Annotated in this window: 20 protein-coding genes and 2 pseudogenes; 10 read left to right on the forward strand and 12 right to left on the reverse strand. The window is 38.7% G+C overall.

The annotated features are described in order from the left end of the window. A pseudogene (locus tag A9239_RS11485) lies at window positions 1-450 on the forward strand (hypothetical protein); the annotation flags it as partial. A gap of 425 nt (window positions 451-875) precedes the next feature. Here A9239_RS11485 and A9239_RS11490 read toward each other — a convergent pair. Further along, a complete protein-coding gene (locus tag A9239_RS11490; RefSeq protein ID WP_048121611.1) occupies window positions 876-1,595 on the reverse strand; it encodes a DUF1614 domain-containing protein in 720 nt (239 codons plus the stop codon). Window positions 1,596-1,947: 352 nt separating this feature from the next. Then, window positions 1,948-2,823, reverse strand: a complete 876-nt coding sequence (locus A9239_RS11495; RefSeq protein ID WP_048123530.1) for a diadenylate cyclase — start codon at window positions 2,821-2,823, stop codon at window positions 1,948-1,950. Between the two features lie 723 nt (window positions 2,824-3,546). Here A9239_RS11495 and A9239_RS11500 point away from each other — a divergent pair. Further along, window positions 3,547-4,527, forward strand: coding sequence for a radical SAM protein (locus A9239_RS11500; RefSeq protein WP_048154086.1), 981 nt, complete (start codon window positions 3,547-3,549; stop codon window positions 4,525-4,527). A gap of 263 nt (window positions 4,528-4,790) precedes the next feature. On the opposite strand, the gene A9239_RS11505 is transcribed toward A9239_RS11500, so the two are convergent. From A9239_RS11505 to A9239_RS11515, 4 genes and pseudogenes are all read right to left on the reverse strand, one after another. Continuing rightward, window positions 4,791-5,288: a ferritin gene (locus tag A9239_RS11505; protein ID WP_048120598.1), complete on the reverse strand. Its 498-nt coding sequence runs from the start codon at window positions 5,286-5,288 to the stop codon at window positions 4,791-4,793. Between the two features lie 227 nt (window positions 5,289-5,515). Then, a complete protein-coding gene (locus tag A9239_RS11510; RefSeq protein WP_329957116.1) occupies window positions 5,516-6,121 on the reverse strand; it encodes a universal stress protein in 606 nt (201 codons plus the stop codon). Window positions 6,122-6,362: 241 nt separating this feature from the next. Beyond that, window positions 6,363-6,440: pseudogene (locus A9239_RS20945) on the reverse strand (universal stress protein); the annotation flags it as partial. Between the two features lie 293 nt (window positions 6,441-6,733). Continuing rightward, entirely contained in the window at window positions 6,734-7,228 is a 495-nt protein-coding gene (locus A9239_RS11515) for a universal stress protein (RefSeq protein WP_048154088.1), read from the reverse strand. A 291-nt stretch (window positions 7,229-7,519) separates the two neighbouring features. On the opposite strand from A9239_RS11515, the gene A9239_RS11520 reads away from it, so the two are divergent. The 3 genes from A9239_RS11520 to A9239_RS11530 are packed head-to-tail and all read left to right on the forward strand — an operon-like array spanning window position 7,520 to window position 9,004. After that, window positions 7,520-8,509 (forward strand): hypothetical protein, encoded by a 990-nt coding sequence (locus tag A9239_RS11520; protein WP_048154090.1) that lies wholly within the window; start codon window positions 7,520-7,522, stop codon window positions 8,507-8,509. After that, window positions 8,506-8,763, forward strand: coding sequence for a hypothetical protein (locus tag A9239_RS11525; RefSeq protein WP_048154093.1), 258 nt, complete (start codon window positions 8,506-8,508; stop codon window positions 8,761-8,763). The genes A9239_RS11520 and A9239_RS11525 overlap by 4 nt, the downstream gene beginning before the upstream one ends. Window positions 8,764-8,776: 13 nt before the next feature. Then, a complete protein-coding gene (locus A9239_RS11530; RefSeq protein WP_048154096.1) occupies window positions 8,777-9,004 on the forward strand; it encodes a hypothetical protein in 228 nt (75 codons plus the stop codon). A gap of 84 nt (window positions 9,005-9,088) precedes the next feature. Here the strand turns inward: A9239_RS11530 and A9239_RS11535 are convergent, their stop codons facing one another. Beyond that, window positions 9,089-9,748 (reverse strand): TfuA-related McrA-glycine thioamidation protein, encoded by a 660-nt coding sequence (locus A9239_RS11535; protein WP_369815420.1) that lies wholly within the window; start codon window positions 9,746-9,748, stop codon window positions 9,089-9,091. Next, the gene (locus A9239_RS11540) at window positions 9,748-11,019 is read right to left on the reverse strand and encodes a YcaO-related McrA-glycine thioamidation protein (RefSeq protein ID WP_048120581.1); all 1,272 of its coding nucleotides are present in this window, start codon (window positions 11,017-11,019) and stop codon (window positions 9,748-9,750) included. Before A9239_RS11540 ends, A9239_RS11535 begins: the two co-directional genes overlap by 1 nt. 271 nt (window positions 11,020-11,290) lie before the next feature. Between A9239_RS11540 and A9239_RS11545 the strand changes: the two genes are divergently transcribed. The 3 genes from A9239_RS11545 to A9239_RS11555 all read left to right on the forward strand — a co-directional run bounded on the left by A9239_RS11545 (window position 11,291) and on the right by A9239_RS11555 (window position 15,500). Next, window positions 11,291-11,545, forward strand: coding sequence for a DUF2892 domain-containing protein (locus tag A9239_RS11545; RefSeq protein WP_048120579.1), 255 nt, complete (start codon window positions 11,291-11,293; stop codon window positions 11,543-11,545). Window positions 11,546-11,919: 374 nt separating this feature from the next. After that, window positions 11,920-12,156: a hypothetical protein gene (locus A9239_RS11550; RefSeq protein WP_048154102.1), complete on the forward strand. Its 237-nt coding sequence runs from the start codon at window positions 11,920-11,922 to the stop codon at window positions 12,154-12,156. A gap of 881 nt (window positions 12,157-13,037) precedes the next feature. Further along, complete coding sequence (locus A9239_RS11555) at window positions 13,038-15,500, forward strand: copper-translocating P-type ATPase (RefSeq protein ID WP_080943653.1); 2,463 nt, start codon at window positions 13,038-13,040, stop codon at window positions 15,498-15,500. Window positions 15,501-15,655: 155 nt separating this feature from the next. Here A9239_RS11555 and A9239_RS11560 read toward each other — a convergent pair whose 3' ends face one another. Together A9239_RS11560 and A9239_RS11565 are read right to left on the reverse strand one after the other, a co-directional pair. After that, the gene (locus tag A9239_RS11560) at window positions 15,656-16,075 is read right to left on the reverse strand and encodes a hypothetical protein (RefSeq protein ID WP_141706444.1); all 420 of its coding nucleotides are present in this window, start codon (window positions 16,073-16,075) and stop codon (window positions 15,656-15,658) included. Between the two features lie 87 nt (window positions 16,076-16,162). Continuing rightward, on the reverse strand, window positions 16,163-16,381 hold the full coding sequence (locus tag A9239_RS11565; RefSeq protein WP_048120576.1) for a PLDc N-terminal domain-containing protein: 219 nt from the start codon (window positions 16,379-16,381) through the stop codon (window positions 16,163-16,165). 1,455 nt (window positions 16,382-17,836) lie between these two features. On the opposite strand from A9239_RS11565, the gene A9239_RS11570 reads away from it, so the two are divergent. Further along, the gene (locus A9239_RS11570; protein WP_218104601.1) at window positions 17,837-18,514 is read left to right on the forward strand and encodes a GAF domain-containing protein; all 678 of its coding nucleotides are present in this window, start codon (window positions 17,837-17,839) and stop codon (window positions 18,512-18,514) included. A 304-nt stretch (window positions 18,515-18,818) separates the two neighbouring features. Next, entirely contained in the window at window positions 18,819-21,566 is a 2,748-nt protein-coding gene (locus A9239_RS19035; protein WP_052712637.1) for a histidine kinase dimerization/phosphoacceptor domain -containing protein, read from the forward strand. 238 nt (window positions 21,567-21,804) lie between these two features. Here the strand turns inward: A9239_RS19035 and A9239_RS11580 are convergent, their stop codons facing one another. Together A9239_RS11580 and A9239_RS11585 are read right to left on the reverse strand one after the other, a co-directional pair. Beyond that, complete coding sequence (locus A9239_RS11580; protein WP_048120574.1) at window positions 21,805-23,154, reverse strand: MFS transporter; 1,350 nt, start codon at window positions 23,152-23,154, stop codon at window positions 21,805-21,807. A gap of 96 nt (window positions 23,155-23,250) precedes the next feature. Further along, a complete protein-coding gene (locus tag A9239_RS11585) occupies window positions 23,251-23,601 on the reverse strand; it encodes a hypothetical protein (protein ID WP_048120573.1) in 351 nt (116 codons plus the stop codon). Window positions 23,602-23,933 lie beyond the last annotated feature (332 nt).

The raw sequence follows: 23,933 nt of genomic DNA on the forward strand, positions 1-23,933 counted from the left end.
CAGGGTTTTGAGGTAAAAGAAGCTTCTGCAAACGAAATTGTCCTTAAAAATTCAAATTCTATCACTTTGACCCTTGACAAAGATAAAAAGAACTACTTTACCGATTCCTGGTATTTCCAGACCTCGGATGAAGGAAAGGGAAGCACTTCTCCTGAAGGGTATGTTATATATCCGGCAACCGACGTTACTGTAGAGGATAATACTTCTTCAGGTGTCAATAATTCTGAGTCTCTCTTGAATGAATCTCTCTCGAATGAGTCTTCACCGTCTACATCCTCTGCTTCTCTTCTCGAGAGTAAGGCTGACGATTTAAAAGATGTCAACAATAATAGTAGTCTTCCTGAGGAAAAAACCGGAATAGTAACTTCCGCAAAAGCTTCTGGTTTCGAGTTGCTCGCAGGAGTTTTCGGAATAATTCTTTGTCAGTATTTTATAAAAAGGAGAGATTAAGAGAACTATCTTTAGATTTGTAATTAAAAAAGAGTAGTTTTTTAAGTTCTCATTTTTTTCTCTTCCTTTTTTCTTCCTTTTTTCCGTTCTTTTTCTTTTACATATTTAGCCTTATTTTGGCTCTTTGTTGCTTTGTGTGGATATCCTTGTAATGTCTTCATAAAAACCAATGCAGGATCGAATTGAAAATCATCTTATCCATAGAAAATGGCGAAGAACCATTATTTCTAGCCTTATGACTATTTTCTGATCCCTGTTAACTGATTCCTATTTACTGATTCCTATTTACTGATTCCTATTTACTGATTCCTATTAACTGATCTCTATTAACTGATCTCTATTAACTGATCTCTATTAACTGATCTCTATTAACTGATTCCTGTTAATTGATCCCTATTCACTGATCCCTGTTACCTGATTTTTTGTTAGATCAGGAGAAGAGCAATGAATCCGCTTAAAAAGATCCCATCAAAGGTTCCTGCTCCTCCTATGCTTGCAACCGGAGCTCCAAGATTCTTAATTTTTCCCAGGTTAAGAAGATCGGCTCCAATAAGGGTTCCGAGCACTCCTCCTGTATAAGCAACGACAACGCGGCACTGGTCAATTGGACAATTCGGGATATGAATTATCGAAGTCAGCAAAATTGCAGCAAGGGCAGCTGCAAGGGGCGGAACCAGTGCCGGGGTTGCAATACCTATGCCGCGGATCGGCTTTGCTACGGAATGAGTTATGATTGTAACTATTAAGATGCCGGTTCCTGCAAGCAGGAGAGACGAAGGGAATTTTATAAGAAGGTAAGCTGAAATTAGAATCGGAATAACCGCTCCTCCTACATTCACAGCAATTGTCGTTTCATTTCTTATCACACGCCGAAATGGAACTCGGTAAGATACGCCAAAAACACGGACATATGTATCTCTAACTACCGGAGCATCGGATCTGAGGGTTGCCAGAGGGATATTGATACCACTTCCGAGGAGGGACAGTAACATGATAAGGAGCGCGTCCTCTATAGAGAAGCCAATCTTCGTAAAGGCGGAAACAATTATTCCAAAAAAAAGAGAACTAAGCCCAAAAATCATAATAATAATCAAAAGAAGAAGGAATGTAAGGCTAAAAGGAATGTAAAAAAGTTGTCTTCTCATGAAAATACTCCACTTTCTTTATTTCCCCAATATTTAAACATATACTCTCTTTATTTTCCCGTATATTTAGACATATACTCTCTTTATTTCCTCACCTATTTAGGCATATACTCTTTTATTTCCTCACCTATTTAGGCATATACTCTTTTTATTTCCTCACCTATTTAGGCATATACTCTTTTTATTTCCCATATATTTATAGATACACTTTCTTTATTTATGAGTTTATGTTCTGCCCTTCTTCTTACACGTTCTACTGAAAGCCTTTGCTCTTAAAAAGTTAGCAACTCTCAATACTTCGGATGTAACTAAAAATTTCTAATCCTGAGTAAAAAAGTTCTGATTTTCAGGATTAGATGTATCTTACCGCAGGTTTCAGGCAGTCCATGCAGATTATTTCTTTCGCGTCTTTATATACCCTTATAATTCCGCCTGACTCGGATACCGTAACTGCAATCGCAACCGTATCTCTGCTGATTGCGGCTGCTGAAACGTGTCTGCCTCCCAGTCCTTTCTCAATATCCACATTTTTTGCATCAACGTCAAGGTAGCGGCCTGCAGCCTGGATTATTCCGTTTTCGTCTACCACAAAAACTCCGTCAAGCTGGGAAAATTCCTTTATGGATTCCCAGTTTTTCTTGTCAAGGATATTCCGATACGTTTCATCGTGACCTGCGTAAGGATTCAGTATTAGCTGGTGAGAGCGTTTCAGAACCTCTTCGGAATCGCCTATTATAAAGGCAGCTCCTATTTTTTTGCCTTCCCTACCTGTCAGGACAATATCAAAAGAGATTTTCATGATTGCACTCATCACTTCCGGCTTTATCCTTTCCTGACATTCCTTCATGGCTTTTATAAGGGGATTTTCGTCGAGGTTATGTACAATAATCGAACTGGAGCCGCGGGTTTCGACTACGCCTACAATAATCCCATTTTCCAGTCTTCCAAGCACGTATTCTATGGCGGCAGCTTGTTGAAGGTGGTCAGAGTTGCCTGCAGCCTCACGGTTTATCTGGTCGCCGAGTTCCTTCATAGGATTTTTTCCATCCTTTCCAGTGGAGATCAGGTGGTCTATTATGCTTTTAGGGCGCATGGAGATGTAGTAGACCGGAATTCCCCCAGTTTCGATCCCTTCAAAACTCAATTCTCCGGAAACCATAATTGCGGCAGCATCAAGTTCTCTGGAAATCCGGGCTGCCGTCTCTGCAATTATACGTGCTCTATCCATATGATCCACCGCTTTTTCTTTTTGCAGCAACCGATTTGAGGCTCCACTTTTTATTGCATCGGGAGGCAGAGGGCCACGAATACCCCATTCTTTACAGGCTGTCTGACAATTACTTTCGTTAATAAGCAAATTCCTTCTTTTTTGATTTAAAGTTCTTAGATTTAAAGTTCTTATTTACTTTCTTTTTAGCACTTTTTTATTACTGCCAATAATTGTCGGACAGCCTGTTTGGATTAGGAATAATGTAACCCCTAGCCTCTTTTTGGTTTCGTTTAAACCTCTGTACAGTTGCTTCTTTGTAAAGTGAGGTTTCTTTGTTTCACGGTTACTGAAGTTGGTAATGCAACTCTGTATCAAGAAAGTCTTGTAAATTGATACTTAATTATTCCCCAGAAACCTGGCGGGCGGCCCGAAGCATACCCCTATCCTTTATAAGCTATCCTACAATTACTTCTAGTAATAAATAAATAAATAAATTAATAAATAATTAAATAAAATGATAAATAAATTGATAAATAAATTGATAAATAAATTGGCAAATAAGTTCAGAAATGAGTTCGTTAACGAGGCAATCAATTGGTGAATTTCTAATTCACTCATCGATGAGTTTTAAAAATAAGTTTCTGGTGTAACATAGAGTGATTTCCATCTATATCCTTGGAAGTCCCTTCTAGGTTTTCTGTTTTTCAGATCCTGATTTTTTATGAAAGGAAGAGTTAAAATATGAGGTCAAGAATCGTTTACGGCCCGATTCTTTCAAGAAGGCTCGGTAGGTCTCTGGGTATAGATATAATAAAAAATACCAATTCGAAAAAGAATTGCAACTACGACTGCATCTATTGTCAACTCGGGCATGTTGAACTAAAAATCAGAAGTCCTGAGGATGTAAGGGAAGCTGTGACTCCGGAAGAGGTTTCCAAAAGCCTTCAAAAGGTCATTAGCAATGTTGAGGGACTGGATTATATTACGTTTTCCGGCACATGCGAACCTACACTGAACCTTTCTTTAGGGGAAATGATACGGAATATCAGGAAAATAAGTGAGATTCCTATCTGCGTAATTACGAATTCTTCTCTTCTGGGAAGAGAGGACGTTCAAAATAATCTGGCAGAGGCAGATTTAGTAGTTGCAACCCTTGTTTCTGGAAATGAAGAGACCTGCAGAAAAATTCATAGACCTGCTCCGGGTATTAACCTGAAAGAAATAATTGAAGGTTTGAGGAAACTCGCAAAAGCTGGAATTGGAAAGAGACTAGCACTTGAGGTCATGCTCCTTGAGAACGAAGCTGGCGAACCCCTAAATTTTACTGACGAAGAGATCGAAGAGCTGGTAAAAACAATAAGGTACATATGCCCAGATGAGATTGAAATTTTAACAGTAAGCCGTCCTCCTTCTGAAAAATGGGTGAGACCAGTTCCAGAGGAAAAGCTAAAGGAAGTTGCAAAACATTTCATTTCTGAATTTGGAGAGGAAACAGTAAAGTTAGTTTTGAAAGGAAAAAAGAAGAAAGTAAAAGTGTTACGTACAAATGTGGACGAGGAGGTGTACGCCCTTCTTCTCAGAAGACCCTGTACTTTCAAACAAACATGCCAGAGTTTGAATATTGATCCTAAGAATCTCTCTTCTGTTCTCGAGAAATTGCTTGGTGAAGGCAAAATAGAAATAATAAGCTCAGAGGTTGAAAAGTATTACAGGGCAAAATGAACTTAATAAAAATGTACAATGCTAACTGTCTATGTGCAATGTTAGCTGCCTATGTGCCCTGCTAGCTGCCTTTATCTTAAAAAATAATTTTTAGAGGAAATAATAATTTATCATAGAATTAAGTTTTTTTTGATTACAAGAAAAGGGCTGTAGATTTTGGTTCTCAACTTCAAAATTGAGATTACTTTTTAAGCTTCTGAAAAAAAGAAGATCTTCCCAATTTATATTTCCTCTGTTACAATTTATACCTCCTCTGTTATAATTTATCTAGGAGGGCTCCTTTTTGCCAGTTCTTGATCAACTGAGGGAATTACATATTCATTTTTATCGATGCCTCTCAGTTTGGCAATAATTTCATTGTCGTTTTCTTCCTCTTCGACCTGTTCTTCAACGTACCACTGCAGGAAAGAGGCTGTGGTTTTATCCTTCTCAGCATTGGCAAGCTCTACCAGTTCATGAATTGAGCGGGTGATGAACTGTTCATGCTTCAGTGTTTGCTGGAACATATCCATAGCAGTTCCAAATTCCATAGGTGGCTCTTTGATCTCCTTAAGTTTAACCTTCCCACCCTGGTTGTTTACGTAATCGAAAAGCTTCATTGCATGAATGTTTTCTTCTTCAACCTGGACTCTAAACCAGTGGGCAAAGCCCGGAAGCCCAACTGATGAACTATACGCTGACATCGCAAGGTACAGATAAGACGAGTACAGTTCTTTATTGATCTGTTCATTCAGTGCTTCTTCCATCTTTTCACTAAGCATTTGTTTCCCCCCATTCTCGAATTTACACCCTAATAATTCTACTCTTCAATTCTTCTTTTTGAAGCCAGATCTACGCACGCCATTGCTTTTTGTTCAATCTTTTTTTCAAAAATATTGTTTTAAAAAGTTTGTTTTGAAGCCAGATTCACGAACAACCTTTTCTTTTTGGTTAACTTTTTTCAAAATGTTGCCTGACACAGCTTCCTTGATTTTTAAATTCTGGATTTTCACTGCGTCTCTTCGTATACGATGTTTTCTGAGACTTTTTTATTCCTTTTACCGCAACTGAAGATTCTTTCAGGTTTAAATCTCGCACGTACGACAAGTACTGGAACCTTTGCATGCCTTACAACTTTTTCTGATACGCTTCCAAGCATGAAACGTTCAGTCCCGCTTTTTCCAGTAGACCCTATGACAATCATGTCAACTTTATGATTCTCAGCAAAATCCAGGATTTTTTCAGCCGGATTTCCTTTAAGCAGTATAGGCGTAGCTTCTATTCCGGCAGCTTTTGCATTTTCTTCTATGAGACTTATTGCCTCACTACCAATTATCTCAAACATCGCGTAGACATTTTTTACAGACGTTTCATCCATCAGAACTGAGTCAAGAAAAGTTACATCGATGACATATATAGCATAGATCTTTGCCCCACTGCTCCTCGCAATTTCTATCCCGTAATCCGCTACGTTTTCAGAAGCTTTTGAGCCGTCAGTAGCTATCAGAATTTGTTTTTGCGGTTTGGATTTAAGTTCGCTGCTCTCCTCTATACCTACTCCCCCTCCGTACGTACTCTCCTCTGTACTTACTCCCCTTAGATATGGATCTATTATTTGTTGTTAGATCTGTTGTTAGATCTGTTTTGTTAGATCTGTTGTTACTGAGTCAATATCGGAATCTATCTTATTGTTTACTGATTTATATTTTTACAATTGCTTTTGTGATCGGAGACTTCATTACTCAAAAGATAAGTTCCAAAGATAAGTTCCAAAGACAAGTTCTAAAGACAAGCTTTAAAATAACAAATTTTGAATTTGAGATTGGTTCACTAAAATATTCCGGTTTTTGTCCTTTTTACGGTCTTTTTCTGTGTATGGCAAGTACCGGAACCTTTGCGTTCCTGACGATTTTTTCGGATACACTTCCAAGAAGGAGGCGTTAGACATCGTTTTCCCCTCACTTAACCGTGTATCTATTCCGGTATTTATTGCCTGTGCACCATTCTCCGAAACATCAGTAAGCAATCAGGATCTTTTCTTAAAAATCTCTCCCCACACCCTTTTTCTTCCCCGTCTACCTCGATTTAAGCTGATTCTTTGACTTCGCGGTCTTAACAATAATCAAGTTGTTTCTAAAAAATTAGATCATCTAATTTAGCTAGATCATCTAATTTAGCTAGATCATCTAATTTAACTAGATCATCTAATTTAGCTACTCATAACTGGTTATTCCTGTATCAATTTTTTCTCACTTTTGTGTCGTTCTCGAACAACCAGAACCGGAATTTTTGCATGCCTTATAACTTTTTCAGATACGCTTCCAAGTAGTACGCGCTCATATCCACTTTTTCCAAGCGAACCCATTATGATCATATCGATATTATTATCCTCTGCAAAAGTCACGATCTTCTCAGCCGGATGGCCTTTAAGCACCCTGGATTCAACTTCCACTCCTGCAGCTTTTCCAATCTTCTCTATATAAGAAGTTGCTTCACGTCCTTCTTTCTCGAATTCTTCAAGCACTTTGTCTGACCAGATTTTATCCAGCGGAACTGAGCGATAAGGTGTCGTATCGATGACATAAATAGCATATACTTTTGCCCCACTACACCCAATCATTTCGATTCCAAAATCTGCAGCTTCGTTTGCAGTTTCTGAGCCATCGGTAGCGATTATTACCTGCCTTCTCGGTTTGGATTTAATTTCAATATTTCCTTCCATAATTACCCCTCGTATTCTCTATTTGTGTCTATGAATTTGTATTCTCGCATTCTGGATTTTCATACTTTTTCAGGCTTGAAATTTTCTCAGTATGTTCAAATCCACAGGCCGCAATCAGAATCCTTCAAATTTGTGTTCTATATTCTGACCACTTTATTTTACCCTTTATTTGAATATTGATGTGTTCATATTAATAATTTTCATCCAATTATTCCCAAAGATAAGAAAAAGTGTCCATGAAGGCAAAAAGTATATACATTGAAATATAATTACTAAAGAGGAGGGCAGATCTTGAATAAATTGGGAACCAGGTCCACTCACGTCTTATTTTCAAAAAGTTTCTTTTTAATATTCTTTATTTCTATTGTTGCTTTCACCTTCGGCAGCGGCTGTATCAAGAATTTTGAAGAAGAGAGCTACTACAATATTAGGGATATGGACATCTCAGCAGACCGTACAGGGGCGGCTTTCATAGACCTTAATGTCACAACGTACGTCGAAAAAGTTCAGGGGGACAGTGCAAAGAACACCTCGCTTCTCCTTAAAGCCTATAGTCGGCAAAGCGGGCTGCTTGAAACTCAGAAGAAGATAGAAATCGGGGCGCTAAAGAAAGGAGAGACGAAATCAGTGAGTCAGGTTCTGACCCTTCCGAAAGCTGGAGGATACGATCTCCAGGGTGTTCTTTTTGAAGATAATGTGCAGAAAGGCAATGGCAAAATCAAGGTTTATAACCTGGATGCTTTGCCTGCCGATGTACAGGAAACTGGGCTTGGGATTCCCGAAATGGATTTCCGGGTGAAAAAAGTGGAAGGTGGAAAAGTCCTTGTTGAAAGTGATATCTATCTGACAAATGAAGGTAGGGAAACCAGCAAAGATTTTCGTATGCTTGTTAAGGTCCGCGAAATGGATGCCGGACTACTTGCGGATAAAATCTGGACGCGCACAGGAGAAATCAAACCTGAAGCCACAATTATCCAGACTGTCAACCTGACAATGCCTGATCAGTACAATTACATTGTCGAAGTCCTGATCTGGAACAATGACACAATAGTCGAGCGCGGAGAGGGCTATATCCAGCTCAGCCCCATAGTAGAGGTCAAAGAAAAAAATACTACTCAGGCTCGAGAAATCCAGACAAGTGAATTTGAAAATGTTGTGGAACGTGAAATGATTCCTGAAGAGGAATCTATGGCCGAAAAAGAATCCGCACCAGGATTCAGCCTATCTTTATCGGCAATCCTGCTCTGTTCGGCAGCAATTCTCAGGAGGCGGTTTGCGTGAGTGAAACCTTAGATATTAGGCCAGAGCCAAAAGCGGAAAAAGTGTTAGACTTGAGGGGAAATTTCAAAAAAGGAATCTTCCTTATCTCAATGCTACTTCTTCTTGTAGCTACTTTCCAACTTTATTTTTCCATAGAGCAGATAATTGAAATCTGGTTTGAAAATCAATATATCCCAATTTTCAGGGCTGTTTACAATTTCTTTGTCTTGATTGCAAGTCTGTACATAATCAGGCTTTACGTTGTAAAGCGCTGAAAAAAGAAAACACTTGAAAACAAAAACACAGGAAAACGAAAATACTGGATCAAAAAAACGCTGGAAAAAGGAAAAGCTGAAAAGCGAAATACGCTGGAAAAAAGAACAGCTGAAATATGAAAAGCTGAAAAACGAAAAACGTTGCAAAAAGTTTGAAAATCAGAAACTGCTAATTAAGGGAAGTCTGAAAGAAAAGATTCGAAAAGAAAATCTGAAAGGAAAATCTGAAAGGAAAATCTGAAAGGAAAATCTGAAAGGAAAATCTGAAAGGAAAATCTGAAAGGAAAATCTGAAAGGAGATGTCTGAAAGGAAAAGTTTGAAGTCTCAGGCCTTTTCCATCAGTTTTTTTACGGTTTCAAGCACCAGGACTGCATCTTCCCTTTTTACGTCAACTTCATCGCCTGTACAAAAATCCAGAACGGATTTTTTCTTTTCTTCCGGGATCAGTCCCTTTTTCACTCCTTCTTTTACAAGCCCGAAATAGCTCCGGTCAGGGTAATAAGTGTCAATTGCAAGTTTCAGGAGACCGTCATGTTCTTCTTCACTCACAAGTCCTGAAGTGAGTGCGGCTTTCAGCGTTTCTCTTATATTGACAAGAGGCACGGAAATGGGTTCGAATGTGTCGGGATTTGTGCTTACTGCAACCTCATCATCGGATTCGATTACACCGTCCCTGTACCATTCGTAAACCTTTCCTACTCCTATCATTCCATGAGTATCCAGTTCCGAAGCTCGGAGAGCTCCCATGCTTGCTCCTCCGACGACCTTTACTCCTGAATCAAGCGCAGACAGAATCTCCCTGTGCCCTACAGCCGCCCTGTCAAAAAAGATTCCATCTATTATTCCTATGATCTTATACCCTTCCTGGACGAATTTTTCAAGCTGGAATCTGCGTACAGGAGGCTGGTAATTTGCCCCGAGAATTTTTCTTGCGTCCTCATGGCTGATGCTGTTGCCTGTAAAGATTACCGCTTTTGCTTTCATCATCTCTTCCACGGCTTTTCATTTTTGTTTCTGGAGAATCCTTTCTTCCTCTGGGAGCCGATTCTTTTTCCTTTACGATCACGATCAATAGTAAAAAGTTCAAAGCCTGGAATTATTACTCGGACAACTGGCACTTTAATTTCTTCTCTTGAGAGGTCTACCACCAGCACTCTTTCGGTAAGGCCCTTAAGTTTTTCGAGGATCACATCGATATTTTCTACAGGGCTTTTTCTGGACAGGTCCTGCACTTCGGAGAGAGAAATCTTTTCTCCTTCTTCAAACCAGAACCGGTTCAAACGTTTCATGCGGTCGTATCCTACGCTTCGGATAAAACCTTCCCTATCTGTATCTTCCCTTGCTCCCTGAATTTGAACTAACCGTGACTGGGCAGCTTCAGTTATGGCCCGTGAAACTGCAATTTCGGGTTTCAGGTGGGATCCTGCCCCCATGACAAGAAGCGCAGGATCCTTCAATTTTACGTCGTCAGTTACTGCAATTACTGTCGGAATGCCAGTATCGCTCGGAACCAGCCAGAGTTTGAGTTCTATTCCTGCATCTTTAAATTTGCTGGCAAGTTCGTACAAATATCCGTCTTCCTCAGTTAGCACGATTTCTTTTCCGAGATTGCGAGAAAACTGTGCTATGCTGATTGCATCTCTTTCAATAACCTCGAGCATCCCGTGGAGAATAGCTTCCTCAATCACATTTCCGGACGCCAGCCCATTGGTATTGCTCAGGAAGAGTTTCTGGCATTGTCCGGGCGAGTTGTACGGATGGTAAACCGAGTTAGAGCTTACGAACACTTCTTCTTTGTTCATCAAATCGTATGCTCCAACCCATTCAAGCAAAGACTGGGGAAGATAAGGCTGGGGTAGAAGTAGTGTTTCCGGGTCGAGCACTGTACAGCTTTCTGAGGCTCTGATATAGGATTCCACAAGTGTAGGGGCGGAAATCTCACCTTTAATATTTGCGTTCAGGCCAGGCTTTTCTGCAAGGCAGCGCTCAAAGCTTTCCATTATTGCTGAAATGCGGGCTCGCTGCTCGGTCGAGCCCTTGCCTGAGTAAATACTGATCGCTCCCTTTGCGGCACTGGGGCGGATTGCCGAAAAAATATGGATTCCGAGCCTATCAAGGTTTGTAATATCTGCAAGTCGGGTAACCCCTATCTTTTTTACCTCATCTTTAGTGTTTTCCAGGGTTGTGGCTTCGTCATATACTCGCTGTGTACCTTCGAGATATGAGATCGATCTGTCAAGTTTTATTTCAGGCATAATTAGAAACCTTCCATCTCTTATTATATATTTTGTGATTTTTCGGGTATCGAATATTTTTAGGAGATTTTATGTAATTTCTCTTAAAGATTTTCTGGGAAAGATAAACATAATGCAAACACAGCGCAAACATACTGCAAATTTAATATAAACATGCCGCAAACATCTGCAAACATCTATGAACATAATACAAACAGAGTACAAACAGAATAATGCTATATATTGAAGGATCTATAAGTATGTAAGAGGGCTTATAAGGGGGTTTTGTCCGATGAGTATTAAAAAATTGTTTCTGGAAGAGAATGTAGGAGGCTTTGATCTCCTGTTTCGAACGATGTGTGGAGTGCTTTCAATTCTCGCACTGTCAACAGGTCTTGTAAAAAGATTTCCCTGGAAATGGATTGTTGCGGCGATGGCTTTTACGGGGCTTTGCAGCTCAATTCTGAGGCACTGTACTCTCTATTCTATTCTTGGGATCAGTACCGCAAAGAAAAAGAAAGCTTCTATACCGGAAGCTTGTCAATAAACAGTACTTCAGGAGATATTAATTCTCCATTTTATTTTTTAATAGATACCAATCTCAAAATTAAATCTCTAAGTTCAGGTCAGTTTTTCTTAGAATTCTATTCGATGTTTACCTTTTCTCTAAGTTTTAAATTTTCGCTCTAGTTTGTACTTTGTTCGATATATCTCTTTTATAATAGTTGGCCCCCATTCCTAAATATCTTTTCAGCTCCAGAGTTTGAAAACATATGATTTAATAAAAAGGGGAGAGTTAAAATAAAATAGGTATATATGTCTATTTTTATAATACTGTACCATAATTAATTTCAGATTTTGATTTTATAAGATTAGTATTATTTCACACAATAGTTAACTTAAATTTGGAGATGAAGAAAAATGACCAGCACAAAAAGCTGTGAAGTTAGATGTACAAAATGTAAAAAATGGTTCTGCTCACAAATTATTCAATTTGAAGATGAAGACTCATTTCTGCACTCTATAATGTACAAAAATACAGAAGAATGCCCCTATTGTAAAACAATGGTTACACACGACAAAGAAATCATGAGATTTGTAGAAAAAGATAGCAATGGTAAGGTCATTAAGGAAACCCGATACTTGTATGATTTTTAAGTTCTGTAGAAGTTCTTTGAGCTAAGAATTCCAGTTAATTTCTAAAGAATTTATCTTGTTTTAATTTAAACTATTTTATTCCAAAATTATTTCGCTTTTTTGATTTTTTTATTCCAGTTATATCTCTTATACAGGTGACCCATTATTTTACTTCAACTTTGAATTTGTTTCATTTTACGTAATCTTCCCACAATACCAAAATGGAATGGAATTTACTCAATGTTTAACTTTTTTCGTCGCATGTTGTTGTATTATGTATTTGACTTCCAACTGATTTTGAGTCTGCGAAATCATTTCAGGATATAGGATATAGCAGTGTGCATTCGTCTTTGATTTCACAATTATGTATCCTTATTTTAAATCCTTAAACACCTATATTTATTTTAATAATTGTATCAGCCAATTCGATAAGTTTATTATATTTGGGCACGTAGATTAAAATATGTCTTCATTGCCGCTTGAAGATTTTGGGTCTATCAGCCATATTCCTTTGGACATAGCTTTTAGGGATGTTATTTTTATCGGGATCTTTTGCGTTATTTTGTTCTTTATTCTGGTCCTCACTGTGCGTCATAGTGTTCGGATAGCACAGAGCAGTTAAACTCTTCTCACATGTATATTTTTTCTTTATTTTCCCTTTAAAAGGCTTAAGGTAGCTTGGTTTCGGTTTCCTTTCCCGGTATTTGTTTGTGAATTTTTTGAGTATTTTTTCATTTTTTCCTGTTTTTATCCTTTGAAATTAACCCTTTGAATTAGCTGGTTATAACATAATTTCTTTTTTCTCGCAAGATATTTGGTTCTTTTAGCTTCATTAGCTTCAAATATATCAGAAATTCTAATATACTTAAAAATAAAATTAAAATCAGGGGAATTGGGAAAATATGCAGTCTGATGACAAAGAAATAGGTCTCGAGATTTCTAAAACTCAGGTAAACGCATCTCCATCTCATGATAATGACCACAATTCCGGAGAGAACATGCAAGGAAATTTCCGTAAGTCTTACGAAGAACGCGGGAACAAGCCTGCCGAAAATATGATACATCAGAGCTCTCTCGAATCCCAAAAGATGCGTCCTGAAGAGAAATCGCTGGACTATGGACAACTTGAAGAAGTGAAGCTTGGGACTCCTGAGCAGCGTGAAGAAATGAAACATGAACAGCACGGTGAAGATGAACACAAGGGACATGAACTGCAAGAAGAGTTGAAACACGATCCTGGCGAAGTGAAACGCAAACAGTATGATGAGATGAAGTATAAGCAATATGGCATGAAAGATGAGGGAACGAAGCATGAAGGCATGAAACACGAAGGAATGAAGCATGAGGGAATGGAACATGAAGGCCACGAGGTTGCGGGTGGAAAAGGACACGGCAATCATCATGCCCACATGCTTGAAGATTTCAAAAGGCGATTTATTGTTTCTTTCGTGTTAACTTTCCCGATTTTGCTGCTCTCGCCTATGATCCAGGACTTTTTTAACTTTGAGCTTCGTGTTCCAGGTGCGGATTATCTAACCTTTTTGCTTTCTTCGGTCGTTTATCTCTACGGCGGGTATCCGTTCCTAAAGGGAATTAAAGACGAACTTTCTGAAAAGTCACCTGGCATGATGACCCTTATAGCCATTGCAATCAGCGTGGCCTATTTTTACAGCTCGGCTGTGGTTTTCGGGCTTCATGGTAAGGTCTTTTTCTGGGAACTCGCGACTCTTATCGATGTAATGCTGATCGGGCACTGGCTAGAGATGCGTTCGGTTATGGGAGCTTCAAGAGCTCTCGAAGAGCTGGTAAAAATTATGCCTTCGGTTGCCCATCTGAAAAAAAATGGCGATGTTGTTGATATCGCAGTTGACCAGCTAAAAGTCGGGGACAATGTTTTAATCAAGCCCGGGGAAAAAGTTCCTGTAGACGGCACTGTTGTGGAGGAGACAAGCAGTGTCAATGAATCCATGCTTACCGGAGAGTCGAAGCCTGTCACGAAAAAGCCGGGAAATGACGTTATTGGCGGTTCGATTAATGGAGAAGCGGCTTTTGTTGTCAGGGTAGAAAAAACCGGAAAGGATACCTATCTCAGCCAGGTTGTCGAACTTGTCAGGGCTGCCCAGGAAAGCAAATCAAAAACCCAGGACCTCGCAAACCGGGCTGCTATGTATCTAACAATCATAGCTCTTACTGTGGGAGCTCTTACTTTTATTCTCTGGCTTATTTTCGGCCAGCAGCTTGTCTTTGCGCTGGAAAGGGCCGTTACTGTAATGGTTATTACCTGTCCGCATGCCCTTGGGCTTGCAATCCCTCTGGTAGTTGCAGTTTCGACGTCCATTGCTGCAAAATCCGGGCTTCTCATCCGGGACAGGCAGGCATTTGAAAGAGCACGCAATCTTCAGGCTATTATTTTTGACAAAACCGGCACATTGACCGAAGGTCGGTTTGGGGTTACAGATATAGTTTCTCTTTCAGGCGAAGAAAATGAAACAGGGGAGAATTTAAAAGATAGCAATGAAAGAATCTTGAGTCTCGCAGCTTCCTTGGAAGCCAGTTCGGAACACCCCATTGCAACAGGCATTCTGGAAAGTGCAAGGGAAAAAGGAGTGCAAACCCAGGCTGTGGAAGAATTCAGTTCAATTCCTGGAAAAGGTGTACAGGGTCTGGTTGATGGAAATAAATTTCTTGTTGTGAGTCCTGGCTATCTTGAAGAAAACGGAATTGCTCTCAAAAATCAAAAGATTGAAGAAATCGAAGCGCAGGGAAAAACTGTTGTGTTCTTGCTTGAGGAAAGCAAAGTACTTGGAGCTGTTGCACTTGCCGACATTATCAGGAAAGAGTCCAGGGAAGCTATCTTGAAACTTAAAAGCATGGGAATTAAGTGTCTCATGCTTACAGGAGATAATCGTTATGTGGCAGCCTGGGTATCTAAGGAACTGGAGCTTGACGACTATTTCGCAGAAGTCCTTCCTCATGAGAAAGCTGAGAAGGTCAAGGAAGTTCAGGCGGAATACATTACAGGTATGGTTGGAGATGGAGTTAATGACGCGCCTGCCCTGGCTCAAGCTGATGTAGGGATAGCTATTGGGGCAGGTACTGATGTTGCAATTGAGACCGCTGATATTGTTCTGGTGAAAAACGATCCGAGGGATGTGGTTGATATCATTGGACTTTCTAAAAAAACATATTCCAAAATGTATCAGAATCTCCTCTGGGCAACATGGTATAATGTTTTTGCCATTCCTCTTGCAGCCGGGATACTCTATGGATATGGAATCTTATTGAGCCCTGCTATAGGTGCCGTTTTCATGAGCCTGAGCACTGTGATCGTAGCAATAAACGCTAAAACTTTAAAGATGGGGTGATCTAATGCTGGGAATATTTCATACTAAAAACATACTCATTTTCGCTTCCCTGACTTCAGCAGCAATCGGAGTTATTTCAATGCTTATGGGGAAAAAGGGGAAAATAAATTTGAAGTCGTGAACAAAAACTCCAGTAAAAAGCTGCTGGAAAGGATTCAATTTAGAACCGGGTTGCTATCATTCCCTACAGTTGAGGACCTAATTTCTGTCTTGTTTTTATACAGGTTGATTCCGCTTTTATCTTTTATCGTAGTTTCCAGTTCGTAGGTGGAATCTTTTTTTCTTGGAAATTCGAGCACAATTGGATTTTCAGTTGAAACGTTTCCGTAAAATTCTTTATTATCGCTTTTGAGGGTTTTTCCATTTTCTCTGAACTCATAGTTCACGTAACAATCAAATATGGAATCTGGATTTCTCGGGTTGTAAGTAAATACGAACTGGTCTTCATAGCTTCTGGATTCGCTCACGAACGCCTCCAGAGAATTCTTCTCCAGGATATTATCTCGGTCTCTTACTCCATCTTTTCCAGCAGGGTTGTTAACCAGCCCTGCAATTATCACGGCACTTACAACCATAAGAATAGCCATTAATAATTTGGATGTGTTCATACCTATTTAGATATAAGATCTCCATTTTTATTTACCGGTTTTTTCCTGTCTGATTCATTTCCCCAGCTCCAGAAGCCTCTTAGGACGCCGGATGAAATAGTATAAAAAAGCTCCCACGATATAGGTTAAAAAAATAATTATGACCCATATAAGGCGTGTGTTTCCTATATCTGTCTCATTCTTCGCACAGTCAATAAGAATCCATATCCAGAAAACAAAGGAAAGTAAACCAATGAATGCGAAAAGAATAAAAATATAAGAAAAGCCCATCATTTCATTAACCTCAAATTTTTATTTTTAGACTCAGCCTTATAAATTAATATCTTTCTAAAATTATGCACTATAGTGAGATTTTAATACTTAAATATTTTTTATTGAAAAATATGTAATTTTATTCAATTCATTTATTAACCAGTATCATTTTGGTCTTTTGTACAACTTATTACTAGTTCATTGATTCCAAAGTATATAAGGAATGAATTTTTGAAAATCACTAAAAGCACGGAAAAACCACTGAAAGTACGGAAGACACGGAAATAAGTAGTAAAGACGTGTTTCTTCCGTGATTTTCGTTTTTCTGTGGTTGTAATATTCAAATCAAATCACTCTGCAACCGGCTGTTTTTTCCGTGTTACAGAATCCCATGTGACTTTAAAATAACATTTGCATCATAAGCTGTAATACTTCATCCCTTTCTCAATTTTATATTTCCATTTAAAAATGACTGGCTTTTCGTTTACCTAGCCTATATGTTAACTAATCATTTACCTTAATTCCTTTATTGAATCAACTCTTATTCCTCTCAATAAGCTTCTGGTTATTTTACTGAAAAAACTTTCAATAATATTTAGCTACGAATCATGTTGGGTGTGAATACGAATTCAAATTTATCAGGAAGAGTTCCAGGTATTCCAGAGTTTCCATTGAAGTATGTGTTTTGTGATTATCATCAAAATTTTTATCTTTTCTTTTTTTCAGACTCTGTTCCAAAATCTAGTGATTTTTGCATTTCTTGATTGAAAATCGGAATCCGTAAGAATAATCAGGTTTTCATCAAAATCAATATTCGACATCTAAATACTTCAATCCCAAAATTGTATTTCAAGGGTGGGGACCAATTACAAAATCGAGTGATTTTTTATTTTATGTCCATCACTGGATTTTGATACTGAATCTTTTTTCAACTGAATCTATAAATTATCACATTTATATATTTTACAATGTTGTAGTATGCTTGTTGCCGAAAGTAGGTATTAAATAATATAACTTATCTATATCCTTAATAATTTAATGATTAATATTAAGAGTTAACAACAAAAATATGAAGCCTATTAGTATATCTATATTTATTTTAATTTAAACTAAAATTTTTACTTTATTATACAATATAATAAATATAAATTTTTCTTATTTTAATCTCTAACAGCTACAATTGAAAAAATCAAGATCCTCAGATTATCTCAAAACTAAATTTGATTGTACAATTGGGAGGCAAAATTCGACTTAAAGGTGAATATCCATCTGAATTTCAAAACATTTTCGATTCAAATTTAAACTAAACAATATCAATTATTCAATTGTGTAACTGAGTCGAGTTTTAAGACAGCCTGAATACAAATTGTATCGAAACCTCAGGATTTCGAAGATTATACAAATTATTTATGGAGAGTGGAAAGTATGAATTCTAAATATATTACTGGTCAAGAATCCACAATGTATCAGGCGCTATTGGATAAGAATAAGTTACTGGTAGATGAAAACAATGCGTTAAAGGAAGAGATACAGAGTCTAAGAACATGTCTGGCACAGGCTGAAGGACTTGAACAGACTACAGGTAAAATTGATCTGGATTATAAGCAGGTAGAAACACCCTATAATGAACGCGAGAAACAGTTGATGTTTGATCTCGATGCAATGACTAGATTATATAAAATCAGCATTTTATTCGTTCGCGAAGGCAATCTTGAACCAGTTCTTGTCGAAATAGTCGATGCAGCAATTGCAATTTCTGGCGCTGACTTTGGCAATATCCAACTACTGGACCCTGAATCATCTGAACTTAAGATTGTAGCTTCTCGTGGATTTCCCAAATGGTGGCTGGACTTCTGGAACAGTGTATCTGTGGGAAATGGAACTTGTGGTACGGCTCTTGGACGCAAAGAGAGGGTAATTGTCGAGGATGTTGAACAAAGCCCTATTTTCGTAGGTACTCCTGCTCTGGAAATCCAGCTTAAAGCTGGAATACGAGCAGTACAGTCTACACCAATTGTCAGCCAGTTGGGAAAACCACTTGGTATGTTCTCAACACAATACAAAAAACCACATAAACCAGACAAAAAAACACTTCAAATGTTGGATCTTCTAGCTCTCAGTGCAGCCGATATTATCGAAAGAGCACATATCTAAAAAACATCAAGTGCTGACTGTGTGAATAAAACCTCTGAAGAAATACAATTCTTGTCCATTGGTCATTGGTTAAGGAATTATCTTGCCTGAAAGCTATCGATTTTGCATTAGAAGCCGTCGTTAAATTTCAGCTCCTTTAATTTGTTAAGTGAAATATCTCAAAAAATCAGTGTCAATAGAAGCAAAAACTATCATCCTATCTGTAATAACTATTGGGGATGTTAATCAAATATTAAAGTAAAAAATGATTTAAGAGAACCTAATCAGCAAGATAGAATTAATCTTAAAAGGTCAGTATAAAAATATGACTACCAAACATACTGATGGCTGGGAGCCTATAACATACCAGGCGTTATTAGATAAGAATAAGCTACTGGTGGATGAAAACCGTGCCTTAAAAGACGAAATACAGAGCCTAAGAGCATATGTGAAGCAGGATAAAGAATCTGATTATGATGTTGATAAACTAGATCTGGAGAAAAGGCAAGCACATCTTCTGATAAAAGCCGATCTAGAAGCACTGAACCGAATACATGAGCTGAGTACAAAACTTTTGGGATCGGAAGGGATCCAGCCAATATTAAAAGAAATAATGAATGCAGCAATCTCTGTCGTGGACGCACAAATGGGTACCCTGCAACTTCTTGAGGATGATTCGCTACATATTGTTGCGCATTATGGTCACAAACAGCCTTTTTTGGATTATTTTACATCTGCTGATAACGTGGCTTCAGTTTGTGGAAAGGTGATGCAACGTGGAGAGCGTATTGTTATTGAAGATATTGAAACAAGTTCTATATTTGCTGGGACACCTTCTTTGACTGTGATGCGTGAGGACGGAGTACGAGCGATTCAGTCCACACCGATGTTAAGCCGAACGGGTAAACTTCTTGGTATCCTTACGACTCAATGGAACTTTCCTTATTCTCCAAACGAGCATGATCTCTGGAGGCTTGACCTACTAGCGCGTCAGGCAGCTGACATGATAGAGCAGGCCAGGTCAGAAGAAGCATTGAATAATAGCAAACAACGTTTAATTGCCGACCTTAATGCTATGACCAGGTTGCATAAGATTGGTACTCTGTTTGTTCGTGAAAGCAATCTTGAACCAGTTCTTGTCGAAATAGTCGATGCAGCAATTGCAATTTCTGATGCTGACTTTGGCAATATCCAATTATTGGATCCCGAATCATCTGAACTTAAGATTGTAGCTTCTCGTGGATTTCCCAAATGGTGGCTGGACTTCTGGAACAGTGTATCTGAGGGAAATGGAACTTGTGGTACGGCTCTTGGATGTAACGAGAGAGTAATTGTCGAAGATATTGAACAAAGTCCAATTTTTGTCGGTACTCCTGCTCTGGAAATCCAGCTTAAAGCTGGAATACGAGCGGTTCAATCTACACCAATTGTCAGCCGGTCAGGAAGATTACTCGGCATGTTCTCAACACATTATAAAAAACCACATAAACTACAAGATCATGATCTTCAGTTAATTGACCTTCTAGCTCAGCAGGCGGCAGATATTATAGAGCGAGCGCAAATCGAAGAGATGTTACGTAAGTCCGAAGAGCGTTTCCGTGTCGCTTTACAGGGATCTTCTATTGTAATTTCCAGTCAAGACTGTGATCTGAGATACACGTGGGCTTATAACCCTTCGCTTGGTTTTAACCTGGAAGATATTCTAGGTAAAAATGATTATGATATATATCAATTAGATGATGCTGAAACTTTTGTTTCTATCAAAAAGCAGGTTTTGGCTAGTGGTGTTAGCAGATGTGATGAAGTGGTAATCCATAGGCCTATTTCCGCTGGTGGAGACTTATTCCATGAGATGACCACTGAGCCATTGCTTGATGCTACAGGAACCATCGGTGGAGTCATCTGTATTGCAGTTGACATTACCGAGCGCAAAAGAGCTGAAGAAGCATTAAAAAAAGCAAATGATACTTTAGAAGAAAAAATTAAAGAGCGTACAGTTGAACTTGAAGGGGCTTATAATTCATTACTTGAAAATAAAATGAGATTAAGTGAAGCCCAAAAAATAGCTCATCTAGGAAATTGGGACTGGAATCTGTTGACTGATGAATTCTACTGGTCAGATGAAATATACAATATTTTTGGACTTGACTCTCTAAAATTCGATGAGACTTATGATTCATATGAGACTCATGATGCATTTTTTAATCTTGTTTTTCCAGAGGATAAAGAATCTGTGAATAATGCTTTTAAAGAAGCTTTTTACGGGAAATCTTTTGAAATTGATTTTAGAGTTCTCTCAGCTAATAGAGAAGAACGCATACTTTATGCACAGGGGCAAGTAATTTTTGATGAGAAAAACATGCCTATTAGAGTTAGAGGAATAGTTCAAGATATAACTGAACGTAAAAAAACAGAAGAAGCTCTGGTAAAACTCGAAAAAATCCGCATAAAAGAGATTCACCACAGAATCAAAAATAACTTGCAGGTAATCTCTTCTCTTTTGGACCTACAGGCCGAAAAGTTTGAGGATAAAAAAGTCAAACAGGCTTTCAGTGACAGTCAGAACCGTGTACTTTCAATGTCTCTAATCCACGAAGAACTCTACAAAGGAGGGCAGACAGAAAAACTGAACTTCTCCGCATATCTTAAAAAGCTGGCTGATAACCTGTTGATGACTTATAAACTTAGCAGCATAAATATCCGCTTGAATATGGATATGGAAGAGAACGCATTTCTTGATGTGGATACTGCGGTTCCTTTAGGCATAATTGTTAATGAACTAATTACCAATTCTCTCAAACATGCATTTACTGAAAAGAAAGAAGGAGAAATTGGAATTCAACTTCGCAGACATGAAGAAATTATAAATGGAATTAACAAGTCCGAGTTCTGTCTGGTAGTTTCAGATAATGGAAAAGGAATTCCTGAAGGTCTGAAGTTGGAAAGTGTCGAGTCACTTGGCATGCAGTTAATAAACATTCTAGTAAATCAGTTAGATGGAGAGCTTAAATTGAATAGGAAAAAAGGTACTGAGTTTACTGTAAGGTTCAAGGTAACAGAAAAAAACACTTAAGTATATCAGCTACAATTAAGTATATCAGCTGCAAACCTATAACCCTTGATTAAATGAGAGGCAGTGTCTCAAATTTGCTGTAAATTTGAAGTCAAGTTTTGCGTACTATGAAGAAAATTGATCTTCTGATTTGGAATTTTCTACCCAATAACTTCTTGAGATTTGTGATTTTAAGAAATAATTGGCATACTACCTATTATACTGATCCTGATATCCAGTTTTTATCTGTTCCTTAAAATTATCTGTTCCTCAAAATTATTTGTTCTTCAAAATGCCTGAGTCGGAAGTTGAGCAAAAAGACTGTGTAGATTACCAGGCCTGCAATCAGGAAAGAGGCTCCAGCAAGTTTTTCATATAAAAGGCCGCCAAGGATAAGTCCGGTGATGCTGGCAAGGCCTCCGAAACTGCTGGCAATCCCCTGTATCGTACCCTGGTACTTTCTTCCTACAACTTTTGATAAGAGTGAGAGAAAGGAAGGCCACATAAGTCCGTCTCCAAGTGCAAAAAACCCTGCTGCAAGGTAGGTAAGGAAAATATTTCCAGGAATGAGAAGCAGGAAATTCGTACCGAGCATCAGGCTTCCGAAGATTATAAGAGCTGCATCCGAATATTTTCTTGAAACCCTGGGAAGTACAGTACTCTGTACGATTATCAGAAGTCCGCTCAATACTGTAAAGTAAACGCCCATTTTTGCAATACTCCAGTTGAGAGTTGAAATTGCGTGCAGGGGAAAAGCTGTGTAGAATACATTGTAACCGAGGTCGATTAGAAAGTACAGTCCCAGCATATAGGGGATATTTTGAAGTCTCATAATCTCCCTGAATTCAGGTTTTTTCGTTTCAAACGTAGTTTTGCATTCCCTTATTTCATAACTGAAGATTTTTCTTACTTTCTCGGCTTCTTCAGGCTCCCCAGGAGCGCACTCTTTACTTTCGGGAAGATAAGATATAATCAGGAATGTTCCGATAAGTGAGATTACTATTGCTCCAAGCACAGGGGCTACATTTCCATACATTGTTAAGCTCAATATTCCGGCAAGGGCAGGGCCAACTATAAATCCCAGGTTTTCGGAAATTGCCATTTTCCCGAAGTTTTGGCTCCGATCTCTTTCTGCAGTAATATCAGCCAGATAGGCATTGGCTACCGATACATTTCCTCCGGTCAGCCCGTCAAGGGCTCTGGCGAAAAAGAGCACTGCAAGGGGCAGGGTAACGGTAAAAGCTCCCAGAACTCTTGAATCGATTTTAAACAGGCTTATTACCGGAAGAAAAAGAGCTACAAGGAAGATAATCCATGAGAGAAGAGTCCCTAGCTGGCTTATAAAAAGTATCTTTTTACGGCCGTAAGTATCAGACCACCTACCCAGAATAGGGGCTCCTACTAGCTGAAAAGCCGGATACATCGCACTTGCCAGCCCATAAATGAAAGCGTTCCCTCCCAGTCGGTTAACCAGAAACACCAGAAACGGGAGTACAATACTAAACCCGAGCGTGCCTATGAAATTTACAGCAAGAATTGGAAGGAGGGAAACGTTTTCTCCTGTACGAAGGTCTGAATTATTTTTCTTGCCTTTGTTTTCCTTTTCCATCTTTCCTCAGGATTCGTTTTCGGAAACCTATTCCCAGGGTTTTCGGACTCCCTTTTTCTTTTCATATCACCGGTATATTCAGCTTTCAGATAACAGCTACTTCTTATGGACAGTTTTCTCTTTAATTCTAAGAACCTCAGTCCATGCCCTTTTCCCGCACCCCGGGCACCTGAGGTACTTTTTATTCACACCATTGGGACTGATGAAATCTTCAAGTTTTGAAACCTCGAACACTTTGCCGCATCTGGGACAGAGGTAGGAAAAATTTTTTGCGTGCCATACTACAAGCAGGACAAGGACCCCGGCTATTATCATGATCCAGAGGTACCAGTATCTCGCAAGCAGGAAAACCGATGATATCATGATTACTGCTATGAACACAAAAAGCACTTGAGAGGTTCCGTACCAATCGCTTCGCGTAATTTCCCAATATTTGTTTTTGTCCATAGTTCACCCCCCCGATTCTGCTTCTTTTCTGATCCTTTATCGGATAATTTATACTGGAAAATAGGAGTTGTAGTTATTTCAGTATTTTTGTCCTTTCTATCCGGGTTAAATCATGGAAAAGTTATTTTTAAGCTGCAGGACACATTGAATAATTTATGGCAAGTACTTATGTTAAAAAACAAGGAAAGTTTCCTGGGTCTGGATAACTTGGGTTCAAGGTGGGACTAGTCCTGGAATCCCGTTTATCGGATTGGCTGTAGAGCAGAATAGTAAAGAGATTCCTAATAAGGGCTCAGTCATTTCTTTTATTTCTTTCTTCATTGTTTCTTCAT

It is taken from the genome of Methanosarcina sp. A14 (genome assembly GCF_001729375.1).
Lineage (GTDB): Archaea > Halobacteriota > Methanosarcinia > Methanosarcinales > Methanosarcinaceae > Methanosarcina > Methanosarcina barkeri.